Source organism: Myxococcus sp. AM011 (assembly GCF_013372595.1).
GTDB classification, from domain to species: Bacteria; Myxococcota; Myxococcia; order Myxococcales; family Myxococcaceae; genus Myxococcus; species Myxococcus eversor.
The window spans coordinates 1-12,287 of record NZ_JABXEM010000315.1 but is presented as its reverse complement, the minus strand read 5'-3'; the positions used below and the strand labels follow the sequence as shown (position 1 = coordinate 12,287).

General features: G+C 67.0%; 11 protein-coding genes and 1 pseudogene. 2 read left to right on the top strand and 10 right to left on the bottom strand.

Features of this window, described 5'->3' with window-relative positions:
* The 3 genes and pseudogenes from HUW62_RS41025 to HUW62_RS41015 all read right to left on the bottom strand — a co-directional run.
* Positions 1-911 (bottom strand): annotated as a pseudogene (locus HUW62_RS41025) (hypothetical protein); the annotation flags it as partial.
* 637 nt (positions 912-1,548) lie between these two features.
* Positions 1,549-2,469 (bottom strand): DUF2381 family protein, encoded by a 921-nt coding sequence (locus tag HUW62_RS41020; RefSeq protein WP_176437525.1) that lies wholly within the window; start codon positions 2,467-2,469, stop codon positions 1,549-1,551.
* 73 nt (positions 2,470-2,542) lie between these two features.
* Positions 2,543-4,489, bottom strand: coding sequence for a serine/threonine-protein kinase (locus tag HUW62_RS41015; protein WP_176437524.1), 1,947 nt, complete (start codon positions 4,487-4,489; stop codon positions 2,543-2,545).
* A gap of 196 nt (positions 4,490-4,685) precedes the next feature.
* Between HUW62_RS41015 and HUW62_RS41010 the strand changes: the two genes are divergently transcribed.
* Both HUW62_RS41010 and HUW62_RS41005 read left to right on the top strand, forming a co-directional pair.
* Positions 4,686-5,072 carry a helix-turn-helix domain-containing protein gene (locus tag HUW62_RS41010; protein WP_176437523.1) on the top strand — a complete coding sequence of 129 codons (387 nt, stop codon included), beginning with the start codon at positions 4,686-4,688 and terminating at the stop codon, positions 5,070-5,072.
* 53 nt (positions 5,073-5,125) lie between these two features.
* On the top strand, positions 5,126-5,464 hold the full coding sequence (locus tag HUW62_RS41005) for a helix-turn-helix domain-containing protein (protein WP_176437522.1): 339 nt from the start codon (positions 5,126-5,128) through the stop codon (positions 5,462-5,464).
* Between the two features lie 273 nt (positions 5,465-5,737).
* On the opposite strand, the gene HUW62_RS41000 is transcribed toward HUW62_RS41005, so the two are convergent.
* The 7 genes from HUW62_RS41000 to HUW62_RS40970 form a co-directional block, all read right to left on the bottom strand.
* The gene (locus HUW62_RS41000) at positions 5,738-6,913 is read right to left on the bottom strand and encodes a serine/threonine-protein kinase (RefSeq protein ID WP_176437521.1); all 1,176 of its coding nucleotides are present in this window, start codon (positions 6,911-6,913) and stop codon (positions 5,738-5,740) included.
* Positions 6,914-7,253: 340 nt separating this feature from the next.
* Positions 7,254-7,790, bottom strand: coding sequence for a PspA (locus HUW62_RS40995; RefSeq protein WP_176437520.1), 537 nt, complete (start codon positions 7,788-7,790; stop codon positions 7,254-7,256).
* A gap of 107 nt (positions 7,791-7,897) precedes the next feature.
* Positions 7,898-8,320, bottom strand: a complete 423-nt coding sequence (locus tag HUW62_RS40990) for a hypothetical protein (RefSeq protein ID WP_176437519.1) — start codon at positions 8,318-8,320, stop codon at positions 7,898-7,900.
* Positions 8,317-9,864, bottom strand: coding sequence for a recombinase family protein (locus HUW62_RS40985; protein ID WP_176437518.1), 1,548 nt, complete (start codon positions 9,862-9,864; stop codon positions 8,317-8,319). Before HUW62_RS40985 ends, HUW62_RS40990 begins: the two co-directional genes overlap by 4 nt.
* The gene (locus HUW62_RS40980; RefSeq protein WP_176437517.1) at positions 9,861-10,064 is read right to left on the bottom strand and encodes a hypothetical protein; all 204 of its coding nucleotides are present in this window, start codon (positions 10,062-10,064) and stop codon (positions 9,861-9,863) included. The genes HUW62_RS40985 and HUW62_RS40980 overlap by 4 nt, the downstream gene beginning before the upstream one ends.
* Positions 10,061-10,639, bottom strand: coding sequence for a DUF2924 domain-containing protein (locus HUW62_RS40975; protein ID WP_176437516.1), 579 nt, complete (start codon positions 10,637-10,639; stop codon positions 10,061-10,063). The genes HUW62_RS40980 and HUW62_RS40975 overlap by 4 nt, the downstream gene beginning before the upstream one ends.
* Before the next feature lie 379 nt (positions 10,640-11,018).
* Entirely contained in the window at positions 11,019-12,158 is a 1,140-nt protein-coding gene (locus HUW62_RS40970; protein WP_255203930.1) for a hypothetical protein, read from the bottom strand.
* Between the last annotated feature and the right edge of the window lie 129 nt (positions 12,159-12,287).

Sequence of the window (12,287 nt, the reverse complement as noted above, 5' to 3'; positions counted from 1 at the left end):
ACCGCACCCCATGCGCCACCCTCGCCAGGGCGTCCTCCCCACCCGGCGAACGCCTGCACTTCGAAGCCTCTCTGCTTGTTCCGGCGAGACACCAGCACCACCGTGCCGTCCAGGTGGGCCATCGTCACGGGTTGCGAGGCGCCACCCGCCCGTCCCCAGTCATGCACCGCCGACAGCGCCAGCGCATAGTGCCCAGGCCGCCGAGGCCGGCCGAAGAGGACGTGCTGCAGGTCCACCGCGAGTTCCGCGCCCATGAGACGGGCGCCGAGGACGTCCGAGGTAAAGGCCTCCGCGTACAGCGGCCCCACAGTGCCGGTAAGCACCGCCCCGGCCGGGTGGTAGTCCGGGTTGCCCCGGTTGGAGTAGTGCCGCACCAGGTGCCCGGACAGCAGGTTGTAGGTGTCCAGTGCGCCTCCCCACAGCGCGACGGGAGACGTCTCGTTTCCCAGCCGGAGGAAGCGCACCACCTGCCCCCAGTCCGACAAGGTGTCCCAGTCCTCCTTCCGCACGAGGCTGGCCCCCTCACCGCCGCCCCACAGGCGCAGCCGGACCGGGGCCCCGAGGTTGAGGCCAAACTTCGGGCCGCCATCCACCACGGCCGTGGGTTCCACCTGGAAGAAGCCTTCGTCCTCGCCAACACCGTGCCGCGGAAGAAGCGTCAGGGCTGTGGCCTCCATTCTCAGCAAGTAGGCCCACCGAGAGCGCGGGTGGGGTGTAGCCAGCGACGCAGACACCTCCTCGGGTTCAGCCGCTCCTTCCTCGGAGGGCGGCTCGAGCGGCACTTCCACATCCGGCTCGAGGCCGAGGGCGCCCTCCTCCACTTCGGCCTCGGGGTCGGCAATCTCCTCCGCCCACCCCACTCCTGGTAAGAGCAGTAGCAACACCACGGCCCAGCTTCGACGCACGAACATCGACGCCTCCTGTGAAGGCCCCCAGCAAGGGCCGAAAAAGGACAGAGGTTCTCCGTTCGGTCCGACAGGGCGCCGGACCGGGGACGAGATCGAGGAAGTCGTTAGAGGGCGCGCTCGCCAGACTCCAGGCAGACGCCTGGCGTCACGGGCCCTGAGGCAACCAGATCCGCCTCAACGACTTTCATGGATGCGAATTAGGGGTGACGGTGCGATGGCGGACCGTTGGCACCCGACTTTCCCACCGCGGAAAGCTGTGTAGCCCGCCAGTTAGAGTATGGGCGCAACGAGGCGCCAGCGCCTGCCACTCAAGGCAGTGCGGGGCCCAACTGAGTCCTCATGCGCGCCTGGACGTACTCAGGCGAACTGGGCTCACGAAGGGGGATCAGAATCGTGGCTCTCCGCATCTACCGCGCGGACACACCCATATCGAGGGCAACAACGAAGGAGGCGCGCAATCGACTGCGCGCAAGCCGGAACCGTGAGGACCATCGCGCTCTCCGGGGGCAGTGGGGCAATAGGAAGATGCAACCCGACATCCCTATTTAGGTGAAATCGAATTGAACCCTAAAATGACAATCCCCACAAGTCCCCAAACGCAGGCGTTGCGCCCTCTGGTGGGTCCGTCCCACCACCCCATCTATGGGAAAGTGACGTTGCCTAGGGTGACAGTGCGGCGCCCATCCGCATCCCAGAGCTTGAGCGTGAAGGGGCCTTGAGGGGACTCGGATACAGCCTCAGCCTCTACCACCACGCGCTGGCCCGTCGAACCGAAGGCCACGGGGCCTGACTGCCACACCTGGAGCACCTTCAGCTCCTCGTTGGCCTTGCCTCTGAGCGTTGCACCCACTGCTGTCCACGGCTGGGTGTCCCCCCCTGACTTGAGGGTGACCACAACAGCCACCCTGCGGGCTGTGCGGTATGCATAGGCACGGTTTTTCGCTGCGGCCCCTCCCGGGGCCTGGGTTACATCCTTGGTCGCGTCGCGGAAATCAACGCCTCGCTCGCTGAGGACGTCTGTCGAGATGAGTCCCGTCAACCCATTAGGAGCACTTCGCTCAGCGCGCAGACGCTCATTCTCCTGTCGGCATTGCTCGGCTTCAATTCGCGCCTGACGAACCTCCTCTTGGTATGTCTCGACCCCCCTCTTGCGTCGATAGACCTCGACGAGTGCCTCTGACCGTGCTGGGTGCGCAACCAGGACAAACGTCGCACTCGCCGGGGCAGATCCATCCTGGAAACGCACCGTCAACTTGAGCCGCTCTCCCGCGGAGATTTTCTCTGAAGGGACCAAGCGCAAAGTATTGAGCCCAGCGTCCACCATCACGAAGCGCTCGCGTCCCTCGATCATCAGTCCCTCTCGGCTCACCTCCGAATCAAAGAGGAACACCGTCGAGAGCCCTGGGCTCACCGCCACTTCAACTGCTGGCTGAGTATCATCCGAGACCAGCTCGATTCGGCGAACGCTCAGCCCCACGGTGGATGAGGGCGACTGCGCCAGAGCCGCCCCCTCTCCAGAGAGGAGGAGGAAAAGCAGCACGGCCGACACGGAATGATGCACGCGACGTTTCTCCTGGACCAAGCCAGCGGCGACACCGCTGGCGACTCACGAGCGTCTGCCAGACAGCGACACTTCACTCAAACTCACTCACTGCCCTGACAATAACGGCAGAATACACACGAGCCTTTCCGGACTCCCCTCCGCCACCCTCTATCTCCAGTCCTCGGTTGTTCGAGGTATCCCGCACCTCCAGGCACACGGGGAAGGTTCCTTTGCTCGTGCGGGCCCGAGTCAGTCGGACGTAGACGCGGTCGGCGATAATGAGTCGCCCAGACAACGTGGCGTAGTCCGACCCCACAATGATCTGTGCAGTGCCTTCCCTCACCGTTACGTATTTTTCCTCTCCCCTGACGAAGCTCGCAGCCTCCTTGTCTCCAATCTTCATGCCCAGCATCTTCATGCCCTTAGAGGCGCCTTCCGGGCACGGTTCAGGATCCGGAGCAGGGCGCACCTGGGGGCCCGAGCAGGCCAGCGCGCCGCAGAGGGCCGCCGTCGCCACGGCGTTGCTGACGCTCCTCGTGGCCTTCTTGGCAGGCACCGGCGGGGAGGTCGGGGAGTCACTCTTCGTCGTCGTCACGGTGGCAGTCACCTCGGGATGCGTCGCGGGAGGCGCGACGGCCGCAGGTATTGCCTCCGGCCCGGTGGGAGCTGCGGCCGGGGCAGCTTGAGGTTTCTTTGTATATGGCGCTACTTCCTGTCCTGATGCGGCGGGAACCTGGACTCCTGGAGAGGAGGGCGGCGGAGGCCGCAAGGCCAAGAACACCCCCGCTGAGAGGGCGGCTGCCAGGAGGCCGGCGCCCACCACCCGCCCGCTCCTGATGCGAAAGGAAGCAGGCCTCGGCACCCCATCCACCACGAGGGCTCCCTCCTCCTGCCTTGCGGCCGGCAGCTCCGGCAGCAGCACCGGGCCGACTGGCTTCTCCTCCGTAGGTGGCGAGGCCGAGGCCGCGGGCACGTGCACCGCATCGAGAGGGGCCACGTTGGGCTGGGGCACCAGCTCCACGCGTGCCGGCACGGCCCGCTTCCCCCTACGAGGGCGGCGCAGTGGGGCATTCACCCACCGGGCCTTCTTGTCCCGCCGCCCCCCATCCGTGGTGGCCGTGTCCGGGCCGTAGGCATCGCAAAGCGGGACGTCCCAGGACGCCCCCTCCTCCGCCTTCGCCAGGAGCTCCTCCAGCGCCTCGCAGACGGCGCGTGCTCCCGGGCGGACTGAAGGCTCCTTTTCCAGCAGGCGCATGCACACCTGGCTCAGCTGCTCGGGCACCCGCTCATTCGCGACACGTGGGGGAGCAGGCGACGCGGTGATGACGGCATTGATGAAGGCCTGGGTATCCGCAGCCTCGAACGGCACCTTCGCCGTGAGGAGGCGATAGAGAAGAACGCCCAGGGCCCACACGTCATCCGCCGGGCCCGGCACGTACCGTGCGCCACGCACGCCCGTGTTCCTCTCCAGGTACAACCACGCTTCAGGAGGGAGGAACTCCGGCGTCCCAGGGGGCAGGATGGAGAGCGTGACGCCAGGAGCGCCTTCGTAGGCCCCCACACCGTAGTCCACGAGGACGGCCAGGCCATCGGCGTCCTGCACCATGACGTTGGCCTCTTTCACGTCTCGGTGCACCACCCCAGCCTCATGGGAGGCGGCCAGCGCGCGCGCCACGCCGAGCGCCGCCTGCGCCACCTCGCGGGCCGAGGGGTTCTCCTCTTTCGCCCACACCCCCAACTGCCGCCCCTCCACGTAGGACATGGCGATGACGACGAACTCGGACTCCACCGGCGGCCAGTAGAAGAAGCCGCGAATTCCCACCACGTTGGGGTGCTTCAGGCGCAGCAGAATGGAAATCTCCCGCTCCACCCGCCCGCCCAGGCGCCGCAGCTCCACCAGCTTCAGGGCGTAGGACTGCCCGTCGCACGTCGCAAGGTAGACGGTCCCGAATCCGCCGCGCCCCTGCTGCTTCACCACCGTGTAGCCCATCACCACGTCCCCGGGGGACAGCACGGCCGGGGGGCCGTCATCCCTCATGGAGACTTCCTCCCTGGCGACATGGCGGACAACAGGACGGCGGGCTCGCGCATGCGACTCTCTCCTCCCAGCGCACGCGCACGCTACCAGAAGCCCCGGGAAATCGCGCGAACTGTCCGGCCCGCCTTCGACCCCTGGTGCATCCACTACTCACTGATTAGGTGCAATCAAGCCGTCCGCGAAGTACCCTCACAGGATGTACATCCGCCCCCTGGACAAGGCGCCTGCACTATCTCGTCCCCTTGGTGCTCCCGCCCCAGGCCCCCCGCTTTCCTCCGTCATTGGCGCAGCCGCGCGCGCCGCTCGCCTACGCGCGCGCCTCACTCAAGCAGAGGTCGCCAACCTCACAGCCATCTCTGTCACGGTGTACAATCGGTTGGAGCGCGGGCGCATGCAGCCCAGCGTCCCCACCCTGCATCGGCTCTGTGCTGTCTTGGGGGTCTCGCCGAATGAACTCCTGGGCTACCCTCACAGCCTGCCCCTGGAGGGCGAGTCCGCTCGGAATCAACTGCTGCACCGCGTGCACCACCTCGATGAGCGCCAGGCACAGGCCCTCCTCCAGCTTCTTCCCATCCTGCGCTGAAGGCATGTCGTCGCCTTGGCAGACGGCAGCTCAGCTACACTACCCAGCACGTTATGAATGAAAAACTGTCCGCCCTCATTGGCACCGCCGCACGAACGGCCCGCGAGCAGATGGGCCTCACCCAAGCTGAAGTCGGAGAGCGCGTGGGCATCAGCCCGCCCGTCTACAGCCGGCTGGAGCGCGGGGAGATGTTGCCCGGCATCGAGTCCTTGGCCCGGATATGTACGGAGCTGATGCTCTCCTCCGATGAGATTCTGGGCCTTGCTGGAGACGGCCCCCGGCTTCGCACCGAAGACGCAGGAACCTTGCGGCGGCTGATGTTCCTCGCGCGCAAGCTGGACGAGAAGAAGCTCGCTGCGCTGGTCCACGTCGCCGCCGAGCTGTCTCGTTGAGGCCTACGCGGAGCCAGCTACCCCTCCTGGTGCTCCCTCGACGTGACAGCGACGTCGACAGGCCACTCCTCCACCATCCCCTTCCCCGCGCGGAGAAGGAAGAAGGAGCCGTGCCCGCCTCGGCCTCGGCACGAGCCTCCTTGGGAGCGTCCGCCGTCAGGCCGTCACGCGCCTCCACCATGACGACGTCGCCGACGCGAACTGCGGCGTCGAACCTCCCCGAGGGGCGCGTGGGATTCAGGCCCCACGCAGCCCTCCCCGGCCCGCGAGCGCCTACTCCTTCTTCTTGAGAGCAGCCAGCTCGTGCGCCTCGAGCCCTTGGGGATAGATGCCCGCCTCGCCGAACTCCACCACGTCGCGCAACTCACTGCCCTCGGACCGCACGCGGGAGGCTTCCTTGGAAACCTCTTCGCGCCCGTAGGGCGCCATACGTTGCGCGCGGGCCGCGCCACGCAAAGCGTCCCTCATGTCCGCCGCTGTGGCGAAACGCTCTTGGGGGTTGGCCCGTAGCGCGGTGTGCAGCACGGCCTTGATGTCCTCGGGAAGAGGGGCCACGGCCTTCTCGACGAAGTCCGGGCCGAAACCGGCCATGAGCGCCTCCATCTGCTTGAGCGGCAGCGTGGGTGGCGCCTCCAACCTCAGCCGACTCTCCTTCTCCCAGGTCGGTGAATAGTCCCGCACATCGAACAGGTGGCGGCCGGTGAGGACCTCCACCAGCAGCACCCCGAGACTGAAGATGTCCGAGCGTGGAGTCAGGGCTTGGCGATGGAGGTACTCGGGCGAGCAGTAGGCGACGTCCCCGCGCAGCAGACTTTCCGGCGACTCCTCGCGTCCCACCACCAGCGAGAAGGCCGCGCCAAAGTCCAGCAACTTCACTTCGCCGTGCTCTCCCACCCAGACATGCCGTGGGCTGACGTCGCGATGGATGATGCCCAGGGGCTTGCCGTCATCTCCCACCAGGGTGTGTGCGTAGTGGAGGGCGTCCGCCAACTCAGCTCCCACATAGAGCCCGAAGGGTTGAGAGAGTGGCTGCCCGCGGATGACAGTCGCGTTCACCAAGGTGTCGAGCGACGAGCCAGCGACGTATTCCATGATGACGTACGGCGAATCCTCCTCCTCCTCAATCTCCAGATGAATGACCTGGGCAATGGCTGGGTGGCTGAGGCGAAAGGCGAGTTCCACCTCCTCTACCAGGCGTCGCCGTTCCATGTGAGTGGTGGGGCTGGCGAGCCGGCGAATGAGGCAAGGGCCCGTCAATGTCCCTCCAGGCACGCGACGCTGGGCAAGCATCAGCGTCTCTCCAGTTGTCCGCACTTCCAGAATCCTCACGGCCTCAAAACGCACCTCTCCCAACATGAAGAGGAAGCGCGGATGACTGGGGGTGGGTGGTGCGACGGGCTGTCTGGAGGGCAGTTCCTCCGTCGTCACTTCATCAGGCTCTTTCGCCATGGGTAATAGCCCTAGGTACTGATTGGGTGCATTTCAATTTCACCCATTAGCATGGCAAGGGCGACCTGGGAAGCCGCTGAGCGCGCCACGGGCACATGCCTCGCTCCGCCCTTCAACGACGACTCCCCCTGCACGTCATACCCAGCCAGGGTAGCGCGGCACCCAGGGCAGGCTCATCAAGCGGCTTGTCTCAGGAGCAGCGCGTCCGCATCTCTGCACCTACGCAGACCGGCCGAAGAAGGTCGGCCTGCAGATTGGATTGCACTGAGGGGACGCAGCCCAGTGCAAGATTCGCAGGAGGGCAACAGCGCTTTCGAACAAGGCGCCCCTCAACCCGGCGTCAGGCAGCGGCCACCTTCGCAAAGGGCCGCTCCACCTTCTTGCCGTCGCTGAGGCGCTCCAATGTCACCGTCCTCGCCTTTTCGTCGACGGCCTTCACCTTGGCCGAGAAGGTGCCCCGCCCCTGCCTGTAGCGCACCTCCTGCCCCGCCACGTAGGAGACGGATGCCTCGGAGCTGAGACTGGAGCTGGGGGCTGCGGCCGTCGCTGTGCGTCGCGCTCCGCGCGGACGCCCGCGGCTCTTCTCGGGCACGGGCGCGGCCCTCATGGGCTTGGGCCCGGCCTCGGGCTTCGCCCACTTCCGCACGGGCACCGAGGACGGGCGCTTCGGCGAGGGCCCAGTCACGGGCGCGGGCGGGCGCTTCGACGCGGGAGGAGGCACGGTTGCGCGCTTCGGCGCGAACGCCACAGGAGTCGGGCCCACCTCAATGCCCAGGAACTGAGCAATCTTCTCCAGCAGCTCCATCTGCCGGCCCATCGTCTTCTCCACGGCCTCCGCCACCGCTGCTTGGATGGTGCTCTTCATGTCGTTCTGCATGTGCTCTCGCTCGCTTTCCTCGCGGGCCACCCGGCCCGCATATTCTTCGACAGACAGCCTCTTGCAATCACGCTACACCAAGGAGTCCGAGTATTCGGACTTCCGTCTCAGAATGAAGCCTTCACCTCGCGCCAGCGCTCGCGCTGCACCGCCCATGTCCCCGCGTGAGCAATGGCCCGGAGGCCTCGCTCGCTGAGGGGCTCCTCCCCATCCACGGCATCGAGGAGCAGCACCTCCTCCTGGATGTCGGGAGCCAGCAACTGCAAGTCCAGCAGGTGCGTCACACGCGCGCGGGTAAATCCCAACTGACCTGCGACGTCCGCCGCGCTCGCCACCAGCCCTCGCGCAATGGCGGATTCCACGTAGTGCGCCAGGGCCAGCATTCGCGCGACGTGTGCTGGCCTGCGCGCCACCTCTCGCGGCGGGGGTGGCGCCCCCTCTCGGAGGCGCACCTTCGCGCGACGCACGCGGTGGAAATGCGCGCTGACGAGGCCGGCCTCCGCCGGCTGTGACTCGGGGCCCGCGCTCACGCCGCCACCTCCTCGCGCCCAGTCGCTGCAGCCTCACCAGCGTGGGCCAGATGCACGTCAACCTGGCCCGTCGCCTCGTTCACCACCACCCGGCCAACGAGGGCCCGCAGCAGGCGCCCGCGGTTGGCCGTCGTCAGGGCGTCCCACACCGCGTCGAAGTCCGCCAGCGCCTTGGCCACCCATGCCGCCTCCACCTTCTCTCCCTCAATGGCGTCGAGGGCGCGCTCCACCTCAGCCAGCCGCTTCCGCATACCGGCGACCTCCTCTTCCGCGGCCGTCAGCTTCTCCTCGACGAGGCGCCGGGCGGAGCCCTCCAGCTTCGAGAGGGAGTCCACCCACTTCGCGGACTCCGCGCGGCGCTTGGCCAAGTCTTTCGGAACCTGCGCACGCTCGGCGCGCAGGGCTTGGTGCTTCTCCTTCAACCGCGCCGTGAGGCGGGCATGCACCTGGGCCGCGAAGCCGTCACCTACCGAAACCTCCCGGAGCTGCGTGACGACGAAGTCCTCCAGGGCGGCTGCCGGAAGGGGTGCGGCCCGGCACCCCTCCTTGCCCTGCTTGTCCCGGGTGACGCAGCGGTAGTAGCGGTATTCGCGCTCGCCCTTACGCGTGCTGCCGGGTGTCATCGCCTCGCCGCACAGGCCGCAGCGCAACAAGCCTCGCAGCACGTAGTCGGGGTTGCGCCCGTGGTACTGAATGCCGGGTCCCTCCAGCAAATCCTTCACCCGGTGAAAGGTGGCCCTGTCCACAATCGCCGGGTGCTCGCCCGGGTGCGTCTCGTCGCCATACGGCACGAAGCCCGCGTACAGAGGGCTCCTCAAGAGGCGCAGCACATCCTGCGTCGTCCACTTCCGGGCCGTGCGCGTGGCGCCACTCTGGGCCTCGTACCGCTTTGTCTTGCGCCCCGTCTCATTGAGGAGGCGCGCCACCGCCGAGGCCTGCTGGTGCTGGAGGTACAGCTCGAAGGCTTCCCGCACCACCACCGCCTCGTACTCATTCACCACGAGGCGCTTGTCCTTCACCTCGTAGCCCAGCGGCGCGCGCCCTCCCGTCCACTTCCCCTTGCGCCTCGCGGCGGCCACCTTGTCGCGCGTGCGCTCCGAAATCATCTCCCGCTCGAACTCGGCGAAGGACATCAGCATGTTCAACGTCAGCCGCCCCATCGCGTCTGCGGTGGAGAAGTTCTGCGTCACCGAGACGAAGGAGGCGCCCGCCGCGTTGAAGCGCTCCATGACTTTCGCGAAGTCGAGGAGGCTGCGGGAGAGGCGGTCCACCTTGTACACCACCACCACGTCCACCCGGCCCGCGTCCACGTCCTGCAACAGCCGCTGGAAGGCGGGCCGCTCCATGTTCGCGCCGGTGAAGCCGCCGTCGTCGTAGCTCTCATCCGCCAACACCCAGCCGGGCTGGCGCTGCACGTAGGAGACACAGGACTCGCGCTGGGCATCCAGCGAGTTGAACTCCATCTCCAGGCCCGCAGCCGTGGACTTGCGCGTGTAGACGGCGCAGCGCTTCGCGTCCGAGGGCGCTGGCTTGCTCTTCCTCATGGTTCCTCCGCCTTCTCTGTTGCCGGCGGCGGCACCGGCTCGGCGCTCGAGGCCTTCTGCTGCCCGGCGTGCTGCTGCGCCACGGCCACCAGCCGCTCCAGGTTGTCGTTGAGGCGCCGCAGCTCTCGGAGAATCTGCGGCACCGTCCCCTCGAAGAAGCGCTGCCCCATGTGCGTCTGGAAGAATGCAGGGCCACTCATCGCGTCACCGCCTTCGGGCCGCCGTCCTTGAGGCCGAAGAAGGTGAAGCCATTCCAGGCCGTGCCCGTCACCAACTTGGCCACGCTGGAGAGGCTGCGGTGAAGCTGGCCCTCGTATTCAATTCCGTCCTCGCGCACCGTCACCCGGTGCTGCGTCCCCTTGAAGACGCGCGTCAACACCGTGCCCGGCGGCGGCAGCCGCGCGTCGCGCCCGTCCGCAGCGGCGGCGCGCCCGTCCACAGCGGCTGCGCGCCCGCCCGCAGGAGCAGGCGGAGGCGGCGCGGAGGGCTTCGTCTCCTCCACCTGCCGCATCCTCCAGCGCTCGGGCAGCTTGTCGCCCAACTCCGAGATGCGTGCGACGGCGCGCGTGGAGAGCCCTCCTTCAGCCAGCTCCTGAATCCGGAAGGCCAGGCGCTTTCGCAGGTAGTCCCGGTTGCGGCTGCGCGTGGGCTCGCCGTACAGCTCCTGGTACTTCTCCGCCAAGTCCGACACCGACATGCTGGCCAGCGCGGCCAGTTGCCGTGGCACGTCCGCGAGCTCCTTGCGCGCGGCCCGCGCAGTCCCCTTCTTCGCCATGGTGTTGTCTCCTTTGCCCCGGGCAGCAGGCCCTCGGGCGAAAACCATGGACGCTCTGTCCCCAGAAGAAGACAAGTCGAGAGTCTGCGGCTCAGCCATGCGCGCTCTCCTCTGCACCCCATGCGGGCGTCTGTCGTTGCGGCTGCGCATGTCGACGCAGCCACAACTCCCACAGGGCCTCGGACAGTACGTCGACGGCATCCTCGCGGCGTTGCCGCACGGGGATTGGCCGCTTCTCCACCGCGACGTCATCTTCAACCTGCTTTGACATTCTCGAGTCCATCACCATGACAAGAGCCACCTGCAAGCATTGGGGGACACGCCCACACGTCTTCACGCCCCACGGCTGGCAGCCGTGGGGCACTCACGTCGGGGCCGGCTATTGGCTGGCGTCCTCCGCCGTGTAGTCAGCGTTGCGCGCACGCAAGTCGTGGGAGTGAGGGAATTCCTCTGCCGAGACGAGGCGCGTGCGAGACAGGTCCATCACCACGGCGCGGCGGCGGTTCATCCTCCCGTCGAAGCAGATGCGCTCATTCAGGGCGACGACGTAGCCACCCTCACGGAGATTCTCCTGCAGGAGGCGGCGCAACGCCTTCGTGTCCACCACCTCGCCCTCGTAGTCGATGCGCTTGCAGTGGGCGCGGAAGGCGTCGTAGGCGCTCTCCAGGTGCAGGCAGAAGCGCTCGCCCTCGAAGACGTAATGCACCCGGTGCCGCAGCTCCCCCTGAACGGCCATGACGTTCAGCATCTCGAGGAAGACGTCGAGGGCATTCTTCACCCCGGCCTCCGTCTCGAGGATGTCCGCCAGCACGGCGTCGACGGCTTCGCGGGCCCCCAAGTCTTTGGGCAACGCGTAGCCGCACTCCTGAGCGAACTGCTCGAAGAGGTGCAGCCCCAGCAACATGGCCGTCACGTTGTCGACGACGCGTGGAGGGACTTCCCTGCCCTCGAGGAAGAAGTCCGCGACGGCGCGGGCCAAGCGGTAGTCCGCGTCGAAGTCCCGCCCCAAGCAGAATTGAATGTAGCGAGGGGCGAAGAGGGCCAGGTTGACAGACTTCAGCTTGCGGAAGGCCGCCCGGCAGTCACGCCGCTTCAACGTCGCCTTCTCTGGGTTGACGGTGAGAAGGCGCTCGAGGAGAGCAGCCTCCGTGGGACGCGTTTCGCCGGCCACGCACAGCGGCGCATGCAGGCGGTAGCTCACCACCGACAAGTCCGAGCGGCCTCGCTCCTCCGTTTCCCCGCGGTAGAGGCGCCGCATGTAGCGGTGCAGCAGCTGCAGCCGGTGGAGCGGCATGTCGTAGGGCTTGTACTCGTCCGCCACCACCGGCACGGAGCGGGTGGCGGACAGCAGCTTCACGAGCGCGAATTCCGTCTCGGTTACGCTGTAGGCGTCGGAGGACGGCACGCCGAAGAGGGGCCAGAAGACGTCAGTGCACATGCTCGACTTGCCGCTGCCCTGCGTCCCGTGAATGAAGAGAATGGGGAAGGAGCCCACCCGCTCCATGAGGCGCGGCTTCATCGGTGTTGCTGAGCGAAGTGGTTGATGGAGAGCGCGGTCGCGACGAGCGCGCTGGTTGCCGGGAAGGAATGTTGCAGGCCGCGCGGAGTCCAGCAGCGAGCCGGATGCTGGCACGCCACGCTGGGTGAG